Annotated in this window: 18 protein-coding genes; 15 read left to right on the forward strand and 3 right to left on the reverse strand. The window is 72.8% G+C overall.

All coding sequences use genetic code 11. From position 1 onward, the window contains the following. The first annotated feature begins 34 nt into the window (after nt 1-34). The 8 genes from MMF94_RS32190 to MMF94_RS32225 all read left to right on the forward strand — a co-directional run bounded on the left by MMF94_RS32190 (nt 35) and on the right by MMF94_RS32225 (nt 8,589). Nucleotides 35-1,243, forward strand: a complete 1,209-nt coding sequence (locus MMF94_RS32190; RefSeq protein ID WP_241041194.1) for a PucR family transcriptional regulator — start codon at nt 35-37, stop codon at nt 1,241-1,243. Between the two features lie 119 nt (nt 1,244-1,362). Further along, a complete protein-coding gene (pdhA, locus tag MMF94_RS32195; protein WP_241041195.1) occupies nt 1,363-2,433 on the forward strand; it encodes a pyruvate dehydrogenase (acetyl-transferring) E1 component subunit alpha in 1,071 nt (356 codons plus the stop codon). A gap of 13 nt (nt 2,434-2,446) precedes the next feature. After that, entirely contained in the window at nt 2,447-3,439 is a 993-nt protein-coding gene (locus MMF94_RS32200; protein ID WP_241041196.1) for an alpha-ketoacid dehydrogenase subunit beta, read from the forward strand. Nucleotides 3,440-3,473: 34 nt separating this feature from the next. Further along, nucleotides 3,474-4,775 (forward strand): dihydrolipoamide acetyltransferase family protein, encoded by a 1,302-nt coding sequence (locus MMF94_RS32205; RefSeq protein ID WP_241041197.1) that lies wholly within the window; start codon nt 3,474-3,476, stop codon nt 4,773-4,775. Nucleotides 4,776-4,936: 161 nt separating this feature from the next. Then, nucleotides 4,937-5,806 carry an ABC transporter permease gene (locus tag MMF94_RS32210; protein ID WP_241041198.1) on the forward strand — a complete coding sequence of 290 codons (870 nt, stop codon included), beginning with the start codon at nt 4,937-4,939 and terminating at the stop codon, nt 5,804-5,806. Beyond that, the gene (locus MMF94_RS32215; RefSeq protein ID WP_241041199.1) at nt 5,803-6,588 is read left to right on the forward strand and encodes an ABC transporter ATP-binding protein; all 786 of its coding nucleotides are present in this window, start codon (nt 5,803-5,805) and stop codon (nt 6,586-6,588) included. The genes MMF94_RS32210 and MMF94_RS32215 overlap by 4 nt, the downstream gene beginning before the upstream one ends. Then, nucleotides 6,585-7,403: an ABC transporter permease gene (locus MMF94_RS32220; RefSeq protein ID WP_241041200.1), complete on the forward strand. Its 819-nt coding sequence runs from the start codon at nt 6,585-6,587 to the stop codon at nt 7,401-7,403. The genes MMF94_RS32215 and MMF94_RS32220 overlap by 4 nt, the downstream gene beginning before the upstream one ends. Nucleotides 7,404-7,425: 22 nt before the next feature. After that, nucleotides 7,426-8,589: an ABC transporter substrate-binding protein gene (locus MMF94_RS32225; RefSeq protein ID WP_241041201.1), complete on the forward strand. Its 1,164-nt coding sequence runs from the start codon at nt 7,426-7,428 to the stop codon at nt 8,587-8,589. On the opposite strand, the gene MMF94_RS32230 is transcribed toward MMF94_RS32225, so the two are convergent. Beyond that, complete coding sequence (locus tag MMF94_RS32230; RefSeq protein ID WP_241041202.1) at nt 8,570-9,727, reverse strand: GNAT family N-acetyltransferase; 1,158 nt, start codon at nt 9,725-9,727, stop codon at nt 8,570-8,572. The two genes, MMF94_RS32225 and MMF94_RS32230, sit on opposite strands and share 20 nt — an antisense overlap. 40 nt (nt 9,728-9,767) lie before the next feature. Continuing rightward, complete coding sequence (locus MMF94_RS32235; RefSeq protein ID WP_241041203.1) at nt 9,768-10,262, reverse strand: DUF309 domain-containing protein; 495 nt, start codon at nt 10,260-10,262, stop codon at nt 9,768-9,770. A 57-nt stretch (nt 10,263-10,319) separates the two neighbouring features. Here MMF94_RS32235 and MMF94_RS32240 point away from each other — a divergent pair, with 57 nt between their 5' ends. Next, nucleotides 10,320-11,450, forward strand: coding sequence for a dipeptidase (locus MMF94_RS32240; RefSeq protein WP_241041204.1), 1,131 nt, complete (start codon nt 10,320-10,322; stop codon nt 11,448-11,450). 10 nt (nt 11,451-11,460) lie between these two features. On the opposite strand, the gene MMF94_RS32245 is transcribed toward MMF94_RS32240, so the two are convergent. Then, on the reverse strand, nt 11,461-11,859 hold the full coding sequence (locus tag MMF94_RS32245) for an OsmC family protein (RefSeq protein WP_241041205.1): 399 nt from the start codon (nt 11,857-11,859) through the stop codon (nt 11,461-11,463). A 113-nt stretch (nt 11,860-11,972) separates the two neighbouring features. On the opposite strand from MMF94_RS32245, the gene MMF94_RS32250 reads away from it, so the two are divergent. The 6 genes from MMF94_RS32250 to argH all read left to right on the forward strand — a co-directional run bounded on the left by MMF94_RS32250 (nt 11,973) and on the right by argH (nt 17,986). Then, nucleotides 11,973-12,320: a hypothetical protein gene (locus MMF94_RS32250; protein ID WP_241041206.1), complete on the forward strand. Its 348-nt coding sequence runs from the start codon at nt 11,973-11,975 to the stop codon at nt 12,318-12,320. Between the two features lie 66 nt (nt 12,321-12,386). Next, entirely contained in the window at nt 12,387-13,172 is a 786-nt protein-coding gene (locus MMF94_RS32255; protein ID WP_241041207.1) for a phosphosulfolactate synthase, read from the forward strand. Continuing rightward, on the forward strand, nt 13,169-14,098 hold the full coding sequence (locus MMF94_RS32260; RefSeq protein ID WP_241041208.1) for an XcbA family protein: 930 nt from the start codon (nt 13,169-13,171) through the stop codon (nt 14,096-14,098). The genes MMF94_RS32255 and MMF94_RS32260 overlap by 4 nt, the downstream gene beginning before the upstream one ends. After that, entirely contained in the window at nt 14,083-15,444 is a 1,362-nt protein-coding gene (locus MMF94_RS32265; RefSeq protein WP_241041209.1) for a class-II fumarase/aspartase family protein, read from the forward strand. Before MMF94_RS32260 ends, MMF94_RS32265 begins: the two co-directional genes overlap by 16 nt. Continuing rightward, nucleotides 15,441-16,466: a 1-aminocyclopropane-1-carboxylate deaminase/D-cysteine desulfhydrase gene (locus MMF94_RS32270; protein WP_241041210.1), complete on the forward strand. Its 1,026-nt coding sequence runs from the start codon at nt 15,441-15,443 to the stop codon at nt 16,464-16,466. Before MMF94_RS32265 ends, MMF94_RS32270 begins: the two co-directional genes overlap by 4 nt. Continuing rightward, entirely contained in the window at nt 16,463-17,986 is a 1,524-nt protein-coding gene (gene argH / locus MMF94_RS32275) for an argininosuccinate lyase (protein ID WP_241041211.1), read from the forward strand. The genes MMF94_RS32270 and argH overlap by 4 nt, the downstream gene beginning before the upstream one ends. The last annotated feature ends 1 nt before the right edge of the window (nt 17,987 follow it).

Consider the following 17,987-nt stretch of genomic DNA (forward strand, 5'->3'; position numbering starts at 1 on the left):
CGGCACGGGGTGCCCGGCGGTACCGTCGACCGTCATGGGAGCCGACGGGTCGGCCACCACGAGCCCGATCCAGCCGATCGCGGCCGCGTGGCTCGCCGATGTCGACGTGCTCACCGACCGGCTGATGTCAGCGATCTTCACCGACAATCCCGAGTGGACCGACTATGGATCGGTGCCCCATGAGGTTCTCCGGGACGGTAGCCGGCGCTACCTCACACGGGTCCTGGAGATCCTTGGCGGTGCCCGATCCATGGCCGTGGACGACGATGTCGCCGCGCAGATCGGACGTCAACGCGCCGAGCAGGGCGTTTCGCTCGAAGTGATACTGCGGACGTTCCGGCTCGGCGGCCGCATCGTCTGGGAGGCGTTGCTGGAGCGGGCGAGCGGCGCGGAGATCGAACCGGGGGCCATCGGTGCCACCGCAACAGCGATGTGGACGGTCGTCGATGGCCTGTCGTCGGCGCTGTCCACCTCGTATCGGCAGGCCCAGCTCGAACGGCTGCGTGGCGACGAACAGCACAAGCACGCGCTGGTCGAGGAGGTCCTGGCCGGCCGGGCCATGGACGGCGGGTTCGGTCAGCGGGTCGCCGACCAGCTCGAGCTCCCGGTCGGCGGTGGCTACCTGGTCGTCGTCGCCGACCTCGGCGCCGATGGCTCCGCTGCTCTGCGCAATCCGCAGACGGCGCTGGCCGCCGTGGGCGTCCGGTCGGTCTGGCACGTCCGTGCGGACACGCTCGTCGGTCTGGTCCCGCTGGACGGTCACGATGTGCAGTTCGTGCTCGATCGGCTCGGGCCGCTCGCGCGTGGGAGGGCAGCCGCTGCGTCGACGTCGCGTGGACTCGCCGACGTCGGGCTCGCACACCGGCTCGCCGTCGTCGCATTGGGCACTCTGCCCACAGGAACCGTCGGGCTGGTGCCCATCGAGGACCGCTACCCCGAGTCGCTCCTCCTCAGCGAGCCGGAGCTCTGCAGGCGGTTGGTGCGCACGTGGCTCGGGCCGATCCTCGACCTCCCGGCCAGGGAGCGCGACCTGCTGCTGGAGACGCTCGCCGGCTGGCTGGACGCGGACAGATCGGCAGGAGCCGCGGCAACGCTGCTCTACTGCCACCGCAACACCGTGCTCAACCGCCTGCAGCGGATCTCGACGCTCGTCGGGCGCGACCTGTCGGGGCGCCAGGCCTACGTCGAGCTCTCTCTGGCGCTCACCGCGATCGGCCTGCCCGGCGACGTCCTCTCGCGTTGACCGCTGAGGGTTGGGCAATCTGCCCAACCCGGTGCCTCCAGACGTGGGCGTCCGATCATGGTGCCCCGCGCCACCGCCGACGACAGTGAGCTGTGCAGGCGCTGATCGAAGGAGCGGGTATGGCAACGAGGACGTCCGAACGTGCGCGAGGCACGTCGGCGAAGACAGGCGCCCCTCTCGACGCCGAGGATCCGGAGACGCTGCGCGAGTACTTCCGCCGGATGGTCCTGATCCGGCGGTTCGAGGAACGTGCCGCCCAGGGCTACACCCAGGCGAAGATCGGCGGCTACTGCCACCTGAACCTCGGTGAGGAGGCGACGGTCGTCGGTCTCATGGCCGCACTTCGGCCCACCGACTACCTGTTCGCGAACTACCGCGAGCACGGCTATGCCATCGCCAAGGGGATCGCGCCCGGCCGCGTGATGGCCGAGCTCTACGGCCGCACCACCGGCACCTCCAAGGGGTGGGGCGGGTCAATGCACATGTTCGACCGCGACACACGGCTGCTCGGCGGCTACGGCGTCGTCGGCGGCCAGGTGCCGCTCGCGACCGGCGCCGCTCTGGCGATCGACTACCGCGGCGGCGACGAGGTCGTCCTGTGCCAGATGGGCGACGGGACCACCAACATCGGTGCCTTCCACGAGTCGCTGAACATCGCCGCGCTCTGGAACCTCCCGATCGTCTTCGTGATCGTCAACAACGGGCTCGGCATGGGCACCGTCGTCGAGCGGTCCTCCGCCGAGCCGGAGCTCTACAAGCGGGCGGCCGCCTACCGCATGCACGGCGAGCGCGTGGACGGCAACGACGTGCTGGCCGTCCGGGAAGCGGCCCACCGCCTCGTGGAGCGGGCCCGGACCGAGGGACGGCCTGCCCTGCTCGAGACGGTCAGCGCCCGGCTCAAGGGCCACTCGGTCGTCGATCCCGCGCGGTACCGCACCGAGGCCGACAACACGGCTGCGCGCGACGCCGACCCGGTGGCGCGGCTGCGCGCAGCGCTGATCGCCGCGCAGGTCGCGGACGAGGACGAACTGGCCGGGATCGAGGCCGACGCGCGGGCCGAGGCCGATGCGGCCGTCTCCTTCGCCGAGGCGAGCCCGCACCCGGACGTCTCGACGCTCTTCGACCACACCTACGCCACCCCGGTCGCCGGTGACTCCCGCCGGCTCCCCGCCGACCCCCTCTTCCGATGATCGAGGACGACCAGTGCCCGTCATGACCTACCGCGAGGCCCTCCGCAGCACCCTGCGAGAGGAGCTGCTCCGCGACGACGACGTCTTCCTGATCGGGGAGGAGATCGGCGTCTTCGAGGGGTCCTACAAGATCACCGCCGGCCTGCTCACCGAGTTCGGCGAGAAGCGGGTGCGTGACACCCCGATCGCCGAGGAAGGGTTCGTCGGGGCGGCGATCGGCGCCGCCATGCTCGGCCTGCGACCGGTCGTCGAGATCATGACGATCAACTTCTCGCTGCTCGCGCTCGACCAGATCGTCAACCACGCGGCGAAGATCTACGGCATGTTCGGCGGCCAGACGAGCGTCCCGATGGTCATCAGGACTCCCGGCGGAGGTGGCCAGCAGCTCGGCGCCACGCACTCGCAGAACATCGAGCTCTACTACGCGTTCGTCCCGGGGCTGAAGGTCGTGGCGCCGAGCACCCCCGCCGACGCGAAGGCGCTCCTGCTCGCCGCGATCCGCGACGACGATCCGGTGCTGTTCCTGGAGAACCTCGCGCTCTACAACTCCAGCGGAGAGGTGCCCGACGACCTCGGTCCGGCCGAGATCGGTCGCGCGGCGGTGACCCGCGAGGGCACGGACATCACGATCGTCGGGTACTCCCGGATGGCGGCGGTGGCCTACCAGGTCGCCGAACAGCTCGCAGGCTCCGGGATCTCCGCCGAGGTCGTGGACCTGCGCAGCCTCCGGCCGCTCGACCGCGACACGATTGTGGCGTCGGCACGCAAGACCGGATGCGCCGTGGTGGCCGAGGACGACTGGCTCACCTACGGGATCGGTGCCGAGATCGCCGCGACGATCTCGGACGGTGCGTTCGACCACCTCGACGCCCCGGTGCGCCGCGTCGCCGCGGCGGAGGTGCCGCTGCCATACGCCAAGCCCCTCGAGCAGGCCGCGCTGCCCTCGGCCGACTCCCTGGTGACCGCCGTGCGGGAAACCCTCGCCGCGGTGGGCCGACGCCGCTGACCAGACCCGACGCCACCCGGAACGGACCCGCCCGATGCCCGACATCACCATGCCCCGCCTCTCCGACACGATGGAGGAGGGCGTCATCTCGACCTGGCGCAAGAAGGTGGGCGACACGATCACCGCCGGGGACGTTCTCGTCGAGATCGAGACCGACAAGGCGATCATGGAGCTCGAGGCCTACGACGACGGCGTGCTCGAGCGCGTCCTCGTCGGAGACGGCGAGAGCGCACCGATCGGCACACCGATCGGCGTGATCGGCGACGGCTCCGGGACCGCGGCCACACCGGCCGAACCCGCGCTCGCGGCCGCTCCCGCTCCGGATGCACCGGAGGCAGAGGTACCGGTGGGAGCGCGGCCGGTCGAGCCGGCTCCGGAGCCGTCTGCCCTGCCCCGCGACGGGCGCCTGCTCGCGTCGCCGCTGGCTCGCCGACTCGCTCGGGAGCGCGGCGTCGACCTGCGCAACGTCCGCGGGACGGGTCCCCACGGCCGCGTCATCCGGGCCGACATCATCGCTTTCGCGGAGGCCACTCCCGGGACGGCCGCGGAGACGCCCGGAGCGCAGGCGACCTCCGGCGCAGCCGGCCCGGGTCCGGTCGAGGTCGCGCCGGTCCCGGCGCCCGCGGGTGGATCCGAGGCGGAGCAGGACGTCGTCGAGGTGCCGCTCTCCACGATGCAGCGCGTCGCCGCCGCCCGGCTGACGCGCAGCATGCAGGAGGCGCCGCACTTCTTCCTGATAAGCGCCGTCGACGTCACCGATCTGATCGAGTTCCGGACCACGCTCAACGCGACGCTGGCGGCCGCCGGTGGGCCGAAGGTCAGCCTGAACGACCTGGTGGTGAAGGCAGTGGCCACGGCCGTGCGGGCGCGCCCGGAGGTCAACGTCTCCTTCGCGGGTGATTTCCTGCGCCGCCACCTGCGGGTCAACGTCGGCGTGGCGGTCGCCGTCCCGGCAGGCCTGCTGGTGCCGGTCGTCCGCGATGCAGACCGCAAGAGCGTGTCGGAGATCGCCGCGGAGACCCGCGAGAAGTCGGTCCGCGCCCGCGACGGCGGGCTCCGGGCCGACGAGATGAGCGGCGGGACGATCACCGTCTCGAACCTCGGGATGTACGGGATCGAGCAGTTCACCGCCGTCATCAACCCGCCCGAGGCGGTGATCCTCGCGGTCGGTGCTGCGGCCGAGGAGATCCGGCCCCGGGGCGGTGAGGCCGTCGTCCGGTCGATCCTGCGGCTCACGCTCTCCTGCGATCACCGCGTGGTCGACGGGGCCACGGGTGCGTTGTTCCTGCAGACGCTCGTGGCACTGCTCGAGAACCCGCTGCGCATCCTGGCCTGACCGAACCCGCGCGACCGTCTGCCGAGCCGTCCGAAAAGGAGCGAATACGACTGCTTCGGCTGGATGCAGCATTGCTCCCGTAACGCTACGGTCATCCGCGTTTCGCAGTATTGCCTTCCGCCGGGGAGCCACCGGGCCGGTCGAGCGTCAGGAGCGTGCGGATGGGAAGTCGGTCGCGCGCGGTTGCCACCACCGTCGCGGCGTTCGTCCTGCTCATCGCCGTGTGGGAGCTGGCGAAGCTCGTGCTGCCCGCCACCGGTGTGACGATCGGCGACACCAGGGTGCTGCCCCGCACCGACGACTCGGCGATGCCCCACGTCTGGACGGTGCTCGGGCGGCTCACCGAACCTGAGGTCGCCGGAGCCGCCACCACGCGCAGCGTCGCCGCCGCGGTGGCCTCCGGTGCGCTGTTCACCCTCGGTCTCGCCCTCGGTGGGCTCCTGATCGGAGGCGTGTTCGGGGTGCTGCTGGCGGTGGCGATGCAACGGTTCGGGCTCCTGGAGCGGGCCGCGCTGCCCTACGTGGTGGCGTCGCAGACCGTGCCGCTGATCGCGATCGCCCCGCTCGTGGCCGGATGGGGCGGCAACATCGCGATTCTCGGGTGGTCGTGGCAACCGTGGGCCAGCGTCATGGTCATCGCGGCGTACCTGGCGTTCTTCCCGATCGCCGTGGGGATGCTGCGGGGACTCACCTCGCCTGCCCGGGCCGACGTGGAGCTCTTGCGCACGCTGGCGGCCGGCTGGTGGACCACGTTGCTGCGCCTGCGGCTGCCCGCTTCGGTCCCGCACGTCGTGCCCGCGGTCCGGCTCGCCGCCGCGGCCGCCGTGGTGGGCGCGATCGTCGCGGAGATCTCCACCGGCACGCGAGGAGGGATCGGCCGGTTGATCATCGAGTACGCGCAGTCCGCCACCGGCGACCCATCGCGCATGTACACGGCGATCCTCGGCGCCGCGGTGCTCGGGCTCGTCGCCGCGGGAGCAGTGGGGCTGCTGGACGCCGGCTTGCGCCGCTACCGCGGGAGCGTCCGATGACCGCGGCCGTCTCGCTCGGCGGCGTCGGCAAGCGGTTCGGCGACGTCCACGCGCTCGACGGCATCGACCTCGACGTGGGGGCAGGCGAGTTCGTGTCGCTGATCGGGCCGTCGGGCTGCGGCAAGTCGACGCTGCTGCGGATCGTCGCCGATCTCGAACGGCCCACCGGCGGCGCCGTTCTCGTCGGGGGCAAGTCACCCCAGCAGGCCCGGCTCGACCAGGACTACGGGATCGCCTTCCAGCAGGCCGGGCTCCTGGAGTGGCGCACGGTCGCCGAGAACGTCGAGCTGCCGCTGCACGTCCACCGCGTCGGCAAGGCGGAGCGCCGGGCGCGGGCGGCGGAGCTGCTGGCGCTCGTCGGGCTGGACGAGTTCGCCGGGGCCCGGCCGAGCGAGCTGTCCGGCGGGATGCAGCAGCGCGTCGCGATCGCCCGCGCGCTCGCCCCCAGCCCCCGGTTGCTGCTCATGGACGAGCCGTTCGGGGCGCTGGACGAGATGACCCGCGAACGGATGCAGGCCGAGCTGCTGCGGATCGTGGGAGAGACCGGCGCCGCCGTGCTGTTCGTGACCCACTCGATCCCCGAGGCCGTGGTGCTCTCGAACCGGGTCGTCGTCATGTCCCCGCGGCCGGGCCGGATCACCGAGATCGTCGACGGACGCAGGCCCGGCACCGCTGTGGTCAGCGATCTCGAGCCCGAGGACGTCGAGGACGTCCGCGAGTCCGGGTCGTTCTTCGCCGCGATCACCGCGGTGCGCGAGGCGCTGCGCAAGGGGCACGAGTGAGCCGGGCAGGCGCGGTGCCCGGCGCGGCGGGCGTGGGTGCAGGTCCCGGGGAGCGGCGGGGCGGGCTGCACCTGGCCCGGGTGTGGCCCGCCGTCGCGTTCGGGATCGCGGGGCTCGTGCTCTGGGAGCTGGTGGTGGTGCTGGGCCGCGTGCCCGCGTTCCTGCTGCCCCCGCCGAGCGCGATCGGGGCGCAGATCGTCGCTCAGGCCCCGGTCATCGTCTCCACCGCCGCGGTCACCGGCGGCAACGCGGCGGTCGGTCTCGTGGCCGGGTTCGTGCTCGGCGTGGCGCTGGCGCTGCTCGCGGCGCGGTCCCGGCTGGTGCAGGAGCTCGCCACCCCGGTGGTGCTCGCCGCGAGCGCAGTGCCGATCGTGGCGCTCGCGCCCGTGTTCACCACGATGTTCGGCTCCACCACGGAGGTCGCGCGCCGGCTCGTCGTCACGGTCGTGGTGATCGTGCCCGTGTTCGTCTCCACGATGCGCGGCCTGCGTCAGGTGCAGCCCGTGCACGCCGAGCTGATGACGGCGCTGGCCGCCACGCCGTGGCAGCACGCACGGTTCGTCCGCTTGCCCGGTGCTGTGCCCTACATCATGACGGGCCTGCGGCTGGCCGCACCCGCCGCGGTGATCGCGGCGATCGTCGCGGAGTACTTCGGCGGCCTGCAGAACGGCTTGGGCAGCCGGATCTCCGCCGCCGCCGCCAACACCGCCTACGCGCGAGCGTGGGCCTTCGTCGCCGCCGCCATCGCTGTGGGGCTGCTGTTCCATCTCGCCGGGCTGCTCGCCGAGCGCCTGGTGACCCGCGGTCGGTCGTGATCGACAACCCCCGGAGGTCCTCATGAACGGACGAGCAACGGTCGCACGGCCGCCGTCTCGACGACTGCTGCGATCGCTCGCCGTGGTGGCTGCGCTCGCGCTCTCCGTCGCCGCGTGCACGACGACGGGGCCCGGCACCTCGACCGGTGACGGCCCGCAGCGGGTGACGTTGCAGCTGCAGTGGTCCACGCAGGGGCAGTTCGCCGGCTACCTGGCCGCCGTCGACCAGGGCTTCTACGCGAAGCGCGGGCTCGACGTGCAGATCAAGGAGGGCGGTGTCGACATCGTCCCGCAGACGGTGCTGGCACAGGGCCAGGCCGACTACGCGATCGCCTGGGTGCCGAAGGCGCTCGCCTCGCGGGAGCAGGGTGCCGCGATCACCGATGTCGCCCAGATCTTCCAGCGCTCGGGCACCTACCAGGTGGCGTTCGCGGACAAGGGCATCACGTCCGCGGCCGATCTCCGCGGCAAGCGGGTGGGCAACTGGGGCTTCGGCAACGAGTTCGAGCTCTTCGCGGGCATGACCGCGGCCGGGCTCACCCCTGCCAGTGACGTCACGCTGGTGCAGCAGCAGTTCGACATGCAGGCGCTGCTGTCCGGCGAGATCGACGCCGCGCAGGCCATGTCCTACAACGAGTACGCGCAGGTGCTCGAGGCGCAGAACCCGGCGACCGGTCAGCTCTACACGCCGGCGGACTTCTCGGTGATCAACTGGAACGACACCGGCACCGCGATGCTGCAGGACGCCATTTGGGCGAGCACGGAGCGGCTCTCCGACCCCGCCTACGAGGACACCACCACCCGTTTCATCGCCGGCTCGATCGAGGGCTGGGCGTACTGCCGGGAGAACGTCGAGTCGTGCCGCGACATCGTCGTCAAGGCGGGGTCGACGCTCGGTGCCAGCCATCAGCTGTGGCAGGTGAACGAGGTGAACAAGCTGATCTGGCCCTCGCCCGCCGCGGGCGCAGGCACGATCGACCCCGCGGCCTGGGAGCAGACGGTGCGGGTGGCGCGCACCGCCGTGAACGCCGACGGGCAGACCGTGCTCACGCGCGACCCCGACCCGGAGGCCTACACCAACACCTACGTCGAGCGGGCGGTCGGGATGTTGACGTCGGAGGGCGTCGACGTGGTGGGCGCCGGCTACACGCCCACCACGGTCACGCTCAACCCCGGGGGGTCGTGAGCGCGGGCGCCTCGGCGTCGGCGAGCCGCTCGTACCACGCGCCGTCGTCGACCGTCCGGTTCTCGCCGTAGCCGATCATGCCGTCCTGGTGGGCGCGGCCGACGAGGGTGAACCCGGCCCGCTCGGCGACGTGGCGGCTGGCCGTGTTCGACCACGCGGCGCCGATCTGCAACCGGTTCCGGCCGAGTCCACCGGCCGTCACGGGGGCGAACGCGTGGGCCACCACAAGGTCGACGGCCTCGCTGACGATCCCGCGGCCCCGCGCGTCCGGGTGCGCCCAGTAGCCGATCTCCCCGCCGGTGGGACTGAAGGGGTCGTCGAGCCCGAAGACGCCCACGTTGGCGAGCAGCCGGTCGTCGTCCCGGTCGGCCACCGCCCACGTCACCGTCTGTCCGAGCGACGCGCCGAGCTGCTTCCCGCGGACGAACTCCCGCGCCGCCTGCTCGGTGTACGGGTGAGGCAGCGCGGCCAGCCAGTAGCGCGACCGCTCGTCCGAGCAAGCCTCGACGATCCGCGGTACGTCGGCTTCGGTGAAGGCCCGCAACCGGACGCGCTCGCCGTCCAGCACGGGCACGGTCCACCAGGTCGTACGCGGTGACTGCGCATCGCCGGGGCGCAGCGAGGCGTACCAGCCGTCGTGCAGCAGCCCGCGCTGCGGCAGTGCCAGCGGCCGCTCGCCGTGGAAGGTGAAGCCACAGGCGTGGGCAACCCGCCAGGACGCGAGGTGCCCGGCGAAGGCCGACCAGTGCACCACCGGCAGCTCGGCCGTGTCGAACGCCCAGCGGGTGGCCAGCCGCACAGCACGCGTCATCAGGCCGCGCCGCCTGGCCCACGGTGCCGCGGCGAATCCGATCTCCGCAGGCGGGCCGGTGCGGATGTCGACGTTGCCGGCGAAGCGCGGCGCTCCTGCGTCGTCGGCCGCCTCGATCGCCCAGCCGAACGACGTGCCCTCGTGCCACCCGGCCGGCATCTTCTCGAGCACCCAGTCCTCGGCGTGGTGGTGCTCGTAGGGCGCCGGCACGGTCGTCCAGCGGACGGTCTCCGGGTCGGTCCCCATCGCGACCAGAGCCTGGATGTCGGCGGTGGTGTGGGGCCGCAGAGTGACGACGTCGTCGGTCAGGACCGGTGTGATGGGCACACGGCATGATCGCCGGGCCGGGAGGGCGGCGGCGAGCGGATTACACCGCACCTTCGCGCAGGTGCAGGCTCAGGTCGCGCTCGGTGATGCCTGCGAGGCCGTCGCGCTCGATCCGGCGGGCCAGCGCGTCTGCGTGGGCCAGCAGGCCGCGGACGTCCAGTCCGGCGGGCACCGGGCCCACCCAGCGGGCGAGGTTGCCCGCCCCGCGGTCGAGCAATGCGACCGCTCCGCGGGCGTTGCCGCGCTGGGCGTGGGTCAGACCGACGGCGAGCTGCGCGAGGGCGCGCCACAGCTCGCGGTCCGGCTCGTCGGCCGCCTTCCACGCACCTTCGAGCACCTCGTGCGCGGTGAACGGGCGGCCCGCGTCGAGGAGCTCCTGGGCCCGGGTCACAGCCTCGTCGGGCGTGAGGACCAGGTCGTCGGGCACCCGCTCGACACCCTCGGCGGCGCCGCGGGGGAGCGGGCGCCCGGACGCGTCACGGGGACGGGCGTTGCGGGCCCGTCCCGCGGCGTCACGGTCGCGCGGGGTGGTCACGAGATGAACGGTGCCACGTCGGAGCACCGGCCGGGGCCCGGGGGTGATACTCGGGTAGTGGATCAGCGCGCGATCGACCTGCTCACACGTCACCCTCTCGTCGACGGCCACAACGACCTGCCGTGGGCGCTGCGGCGCCTCGCCGGGCCCGACCCCGCCGACGCCGTCGCGGGCACCGACCTCACCGCCGGGCTGCCCCAGCTGCAGACGGACCTGCCGCGGCTGCGTGCCGGCCGGGTGGGCGTCCAGTTCTGGTCGGTGTACGTGCCGTGCTCGTTCGAGGGGGCCGACGCCGTCACGGCGGTGCTGGAGCAGGTGGAGCTGGTGCACCGGCTCACCGAGCGGTACCCGTCGGACCTCGGGGCGGCCACCACCGCCGACGACGCGGAAGCGGCCTTCGCGGCGGGGCAGGTGGCTTCGTTGATGGGCGCCGAGGGCGGCCACTGCATCGGCGACTCGCTCGGCGTGCTGCGGAGCCTGCGGCGCCTGGGCGTCCGTTATCTGACGCTCACCCACAACCTGAACACCGCCTGGGCCGACTCGGCCACCGACGAGCCGGTGCACGGCGGGCTCACCGACTTCGGGCGCGCCGTGGTGCGGGAGATGAACCGGATCGGGATGGTCGTCGACCTCTCCCACGTGGCGGCCACGACGATGCGCGACGCGCTCGCCACCACCACCGCCCCGGTGCTGTTCACCCATTCGTCGTGCCGCGCGGTCACCGACCACCCCCGCAACGTGCCCGACGACGTACTGGGCGCGCTCGCGGCGAACGGCGGGGTCTGCATGGTCACGTTCGTCCCGCGGTTCGTCTCGGCCGCCGCCGTGGAGTGGGACGCGCAGCTCCAGGACGCCATGGCCGCCGCCGGGCTGGACCACCGTGACCTGCGGGCCCGCGACAGGTTCGCCGCCGACTGGGACGGGCCTGCGAGCCCCGTCGCCACGCTCGACGACGTCGTCGCGCACGTGGAGCATGCCCGCGAGGTGGCGGGCATCGACCACATCGGCATCGGCGGGGACTTCGACGGCACCCGGGAGCTGCCGGTCGGGTTGGAGGACGTCTCCCGCTACCCGGCGCTGTTCGCCGCGCTGCTGGAGCGCGGCTGGAGCGAGGACGACTGCGCGAAGCTCGCAGGCCGCAACGCCCTGCGCGTGCTGCGGGCGGTCGACGACGTCTCGACGGCCTGACCCGGGCTTCTCAGCCGACCACCACGTCGATGTCCGGCGGCTCCGCCAGAGTCCGCGTGACGTAGCAGACGCGCTGGGCCGCCGCGATCACCGCGTCGAGTTCCGCACCGGGCGCGACGTCGGTGTGCACGACGATCCGGAACGCCGTGAATCGGGGGCCGTCGTAGGAGCCGGTCACCTCGACCCGCAGGTCGGTGACGGTGACCCCGCGCTTGGCCGCGCTGTGGGCAACCGCGAGGGTGAAGCAGGACGCGATCGAGGCGAGCAGCAGCTCGGTCGGCTGTGGGCCGCTCCCAGTACCGCCGAAGGTTTCCGGCTCGTCGGCGACCAGGGGAAAGCCGCCCGCGTCGACCTCCGCGCGCATGCCACCGGTCCACCGGGCGGTCACACTCCGCTGGACGGCTGTCATCCCTTCAGTCCGTCTGCAACACCGGTGCAACCGGAAACGGGCAGAGTGCTCCATATCACAGCGCCGAAGCGCGCAGCTTCGGCGGCGATGTCCGAAAACGCCGGGAGCATCCGATGACCGCTGTCGCTCACGCACCGCTCCGCTTGGTCACCTGCCGGCAGGGTTGCCCGGCCGATTCGCGCCGTGCGCATCACGACAGGTTGCTTCGCGTCGACAGAGATCCCGATGCGCTGCTGGAACTCGTCGAGCTCGCGGTGACATGGCACGAGCTCGACTACTCGCACGAGACGCTCGTGCCGCCGAGCGAGTGGTCCTGCTTCGTCGAGCGTCACGACTGGGAGCGCCCCGACCGGGCGGGGGCCGCCTTCATGCTCGCGCTGGACATCGTGCACCGGGGCGCGCGCCGCGCCCGGCCTGCACGTTCCGGCCCGGCAACGATGTTCGACGTGGTGCCGGGCTGAGCGACGGGGCCGGGTCACGTATCGGATAGTAGAATTCCGTTGCCGATCAGATCTAGGGTGGGGATCGTGCCCGTCGCCGACTTCCTCGATCTCGCGGCCCGCCCCGCCCGGCCCCGCACCGCCGGGCTCACTCACGTGCTCGATCCCGGTATCGGTCCGGGCGCGCTGGCGGACGTTCTGGCCGGGGCAGGCCACCTGATCGACATCTGGAAGGTCGGGTGGGGCACCGCCTACGTCGATGCGACCCTCGATGCGAAGGTGGCGGGGCTGTCCGCTGCCGGCATCGACCTCTGCCTGGGCGGCACGCTGCTGGAGATCGCCTGGGCACAGGGCCACACCGAGAAGTGCCTCGCCTGGGCCAAGGACGCCGGGTTCACCCTCGTCGAGGTCTCACGCGGAACCGTGCCGATGACCCTCGCCGAGAAGAGTGCCCTGATCGCCCGTGCCGCGCGCGACTTCGCCGTGCTCGCCGAGGTCGGGTCGAAAGCACCCGGTGAGATGCACCCGGCCCGCCACTGGCCCGCCGAGTGCTGTTCGGACCTGGACGCGGGCGCCTCGCTGGTGGTCACCGAGGGGCGCCAGAGCGGCACCGTCGGAACGTTCGACGAGCAGGGCCGGGTGCGGCCGGAGGTGGTGGAGTCCGTCGTCGCGGCCGTGGGCGTCGAGCGGGTGGTGTTCGAGGCGCCCCGGTCGACCCAGCAGGCCTGGTTCGTGCGCCGCTTCGGGCCGGAGGTCAACCTCGGGAACGTCGTTCCCGGCGACGTCCTGTCGGTCGAGACGCTGCGCCTCGGCCTGCGTTCGGACACGGCCGTGCTGGCGGTTCCTTCCCTGGCCGGTGCGGAGCCCGCGTGACCGACGGGCGGGAGCGGCCAGGGCCGAACTTCGTCCCCCTGCGCTACCGCGGGGTCTCGGTTGCGACGGTCCCGCCGGACGTCGCGCTCGACGAGGCTGCGTTGCGCGATCACTTCACAGGTCGCGACGCCTATCGCCGTACCCGGTTCGTCGTGGCGCGCCGCGATCCCGACACTCCGGGCCCGACCGCGCTGCTACGGATCGGCCGCGCCGCGGAAGGCCCCCTGTTCTCGCCGGTCGTCGCCGTGTCGATGCTCGCCGGACCGCAGGAGTGCGCCTACGTCGTCGAGCCCGACGCCGACACCGGCATCCCCTCCGTCCTGGCGGCGGTGGCGGCCGAGCGGGCGCCCGGGGTGTACGCGGTGGTGGTGCAGGGCCGGTACTCGCACGTCAACTTCATCATCGACCCGCAGCCGTTGCGCATCGCCGTGCGCGATGTCGTGCCGCCGGAACCCGCCAAGCTCGTGGACCAGGCCCGGCGGGTCGTCGCGGTCACGGAGGACCTCCCACCCGTCGAGATCGTGCCGGAGCCGGTGCGGTTGGCCGACCTGGCCGGGCAACGGCCGGCCGGTCACTACCTGCTGCCGTGCCGGGGCTCCGGTGCGGAGGTGCCGGGAGCGCAGGTGTCCTACCTCGACGAGCACCCGGAACGCGCGGACTGGACGTTGCTCGGGTGCACACGGTCGCAGCAGATCCACCGGCACTTCTACGGTGGCGACGTACCGACCGTCGACTTCTGCCCGAAGCAGACGCTGGCGGGCTCCCGCCCTCCGCAACCGGTCCTCGCCAAGTGCTGCCTGCAGGAGGAGCACATCGAGATCGGGGACGGCTGGGCGACGGTGCCGTGGGGGTCCTCGCTGGACCTGGTGCGTGAGGCGCTCCGCGGCCTCGCCGAGCGGGAGGCCCCGCCGTGGCGACCAGGCTGAGCTCGTCGCGCCTCTACGGGCACCTGTGGGGCACCGCGGAATCGGACGCCCTGTTCGACGAGCCGGCGATGCTCCAGACGTGGCTCGACATCCTCGCCGCGCTGGCTCGCGCCCAGGCCTCGCTCGGCATCGTCCCGGCCGCTGCGGCGCGGGAGATCGCGGCCCACGCGCGAGTGGAGGCGCTCGACCTGGAGTACGTGGCCGAGCAGACCAGGCTCACGTCGCACTCGACGCTCGGCCTGATCCGCGGCCTGCAGCGCGTGCTGCCGGAGGGTGCACGCGAGCACGTCTACGTGGGCGCGACCGTTCAGGACATCACCGACACGTGGTTCGGCACGCTGATGCGCGACGTCGGTGCGATCGTCTGGCGCGACCTGCGGGCCTGCGAGGCGCGGCTGCTGGAACTCGCGGCGCAGCACCGCGACACGATCATGGCCGGACGCACGCACGGGCAGCCCGGATCGCCGATCACGTTCGGCTTCAAGGTCGCGTCCTGGGCGGACGAGGTGCGCCGCCACGTCGACCGCATGCGTGAGGGACGGGACCGGTGGTGCGCCGGGCAGCTCGCGGGCGCGGTCGGGGCACTGGCGTTCTACGGGCCTGACGGGCCTGAGCTGCGGGCCCGGTTCTGCGCTGAAGTCGGTCTGCAGGATCCCGGGATCTCGTGGCTCACCGCGCGGGACCGCGTGGCCGAGTTCGGCACGGTGCTCGCGATGATCTGCGGGACCCTGGCGCGGATCGGCGTCGAGGTCTACGAGCTGTCCCGGCCGGAGATCGGCGAGCTGGCCGAGCCCACGCCCAGCGGTGCGGTCAGCAGCATCACGATGCCGCACAAGCGCAACCCGGAGGCGAGCGAGCATCTTGACACGCTCGCGCGGCTCGCGCGGGCCTCGTCCGCGGTGCTGGTGGAGGGCATGGTCGGCGGTCACGAGCGAGACGGGCGTTCGTGGAAGGCGGAGTGGATCGCGCTGCCGGAGGTCTGCCAGCTCACGGCGGTGGCGCTGCAACTGGCCCGGCGCCTGCTGGACGGGATCGAGGTGCATCCCGAGGCGATGGCCGCCGCCGTCGAACGGTTCGGCGGGCTCGGCTCCGAGCGGGTCCTCGCCGGCCTGACCACGCGCCTGGGCAGATACCGGGCCCAGCAGGCCCTGCACGAGGTGTTGCGCGAGGAGGGCACCACTGTCGTGGATCTGCCGGACGCCCTGGCTCGCCGGGGACTCGCCACCACGGAGGAGGTGCGGAGCTGGGGCACCTCGGCAGCCGTCGAGACGGCCGCGCGGATGGTCGACGGCGTGCTCGCCCGGGCTCACGCGGCGCGGGGGGCCGAACCGGAGATCTGGCGATGACCGCGCAGCCGGGAGAGGTACCGCAGCGGTTCCCGCTGGCCGTGCTGCCGACCCCGCTGGTGCGTGCGGAACGGCTGGAGGCCGTGCTGGGCTGCGGGACGCTGCTCGTGAAGCGGGACGACCTGAGCGGGTTCGGCGTCGCGGGCAACAAGGCGCGCGCCCTGGAGTACCTGGTCGGCGCGGCACTCGCGCAGGGCACCGAGGTGCTGGTCACCGGCGGAGGTCCCGGCTCGAACTTCGTGCCCGCCGCGGCGCTCGCGGCCCGGGCCGCGGGGCTGGACTGCGAGATCGTGCTCTGGGGCGACCCACACGGGGCGACCAACGTCGCGATCGCGGAGGCGGCGGGAGCGCGCATCCTCCCCACCGGCCGCTACGACCGCGAGGAGGTCGACGTGCTGGCCGCGCAACGGGCCGCAGAGCTGACGCTGGCCGGTCGGCCCGCCACCGCGGTACCCCGCGGCGGTTCCACGCCGATCGGGGCGCTCGGGTTCGCGGACGCGGCGGCCGAGCTGATGGGACAGCTCTCGGATGCGCCGCCACCCGTGGAGGTCGTGCTGCCTCTGGGCTCGGGCGGCAGCTGCGCGGGGTTGCTCGCGGGCCTCGCCGCCGCCGGTGCCACCTTCCCGGTCGTCGCGGTCTCGGTGAGCCGGCCTCCCGAGGACGTGCGGCGGACGGTACTGGCGATGGCCCGTGAGTGTGCGGCCTTGCGCGGCACGACGGCGCCCACGTCCGACCAGCTCGAACTGGTCGACGCGCGCGGGGAGGGCTTCGGCACGGCGACGGAACAGGAACGGCGACGTGCCCGGCTGGCTCTGCACACCGAGGGCCTGTTCCTCGACACCACCTACGGCGCGGAGGCGTTCAGCGTGGCGGTCGACCGGCTGCTGGGCAGGCCGCCGGGCCCCGTGGTGTGGTGGCACACCGGCGGGCTCGTGCCCGCTGTCGCTCACGTGACGGGCGCAGGGCCGTCCGGAGGTGCCCCGGCGCCCGCGATGGAACTCGACGGAGGAGCACGACGATGAGCACGTCCGCCCGCCCCGTCCGCCGGTCGCGCCCGGAGGGCTTCCCCGAGAACGGCCCGGCGCCCGAGCTGATCGAGTCGGGGTTCGCGCTGGAGAACGCCGACGCGGCCTTCCTGCACCACGGGCTCAACCTCGCCGACCTCGCGCACGTGCTCGACCTGGCCCGTCGCGGCATCATCCCGGCCGACGCACGGCGGGCGTTGCTGGCCGCGCTGCTCGACGTCGTCGAGATCGCGCCGGAGGACTTCCCCTACGACCCCGCGTACGGGGAGCCCTACAACTCACGCGAGCGCTATCTCGTGTCCCGGCTCGGCGACGTCGCAGGCTGGCTCCACGCCGGACGGCCCCGGCGGGAGGCGGCGCGGGTGGCGTTGCGGCTGCACCTGCGCGCGCAGCTCGCCGATCTCGTCCGGCTGACGGTCGGCACTGTTTCGGACATCGTCGACCGGGCCGAGGAGCACGCTGCCACGCTGCTGCCGGACCAGACCTACCTGCAGCAGGCGCAACCGTCGACGTTCGGGCACTACCTCCTCTCCTTCGCCTATCCCGCGGTGCGCGACGCCCGCCGCCTGCTCGACGAGCTGGACGGAATCGACACCAGCCCGGGCGGCGCAGGCTGCGTGAACGGCACCCGGCTGCTCGACGACCGCGATCCGGTGGCGGCCGCGCTGGGTTTCCGCGAGGTCATCGCGCACACCCGGGACGCGATGTGGCAGGTCGACGGCCTGATCCACATACTGGCGACGACGTCGAGCCTGCTCTCGAACTTCTCGAAGGTGGCAGAGGATCTGGAGATCTTCTCCTCGAGCGAGTTCGACTTCGTCGACCTCGACGACGCCTACAGCCGCTCCAGCATCCTCATGCCACAGAAGCGCAACCCCTACTCGCTGGCGATCATCCGGGGCGCGTCCGGCGTGGTCATCGGCAGGCTCACGGGCTTCCTGGCGGTGACCAAGAGCCCGTCCGCACGCAGCGACAACCTGATCTTCGCCTACGGCGAGGTGCCGCGCGCGCTCGACCTGAGCCAGCGCATCACCAGGCTGACCGGGGGAGTGATCCGCACGCTGCGGGTCAACCCGGAGCGGATGCGGGAGGAGCTCGACCGCGGCTACACGCAGGCCACGGACCTGGCCGAGCACCTGGTCGGGCTGGTCGGGGTGGACTACCGGACGGCGTACGTGGTGGTCGGCAACGCGGTGCGGCAGGCGTCACGCTCGGGCATCCCCGGCCACGCGATCACCGGGGCGATGCTCGACGAGGCCGCGGTGGCGCACACGGGCCGCGGCTGGGGGCTCGCGGACGTCGATCTGGCGGATGTCCTCGATCCGCGGTCGATCGTCGCGTCCCGGCAGGCCGAGGGCGGCGCCGCGCCGGCAGCGCTGGCCGCGATGATCGCCGGCCTGCGGGAGGTGCTCGTGGAGCTCGGGGCCGCCGCCGACCAGCGGACCGCGGGCTTCGCGGCGGCCGAGACGGCGCTCCTGGCGAGTGCGCGAGCTTCTGCGGCGGAACCGGCCGGCTGAC

This window comes from Pseudonocardia alaniniphila (genome assembly GCF_022524485.1).
GTDB classification, from domain to species: Bacteria; Actinomycetota; Actinomycetes; order Mycobacteriales; family Pseudonocardiaceae; genus Pseudonocardia; species Pseudonocardia alaniniphila.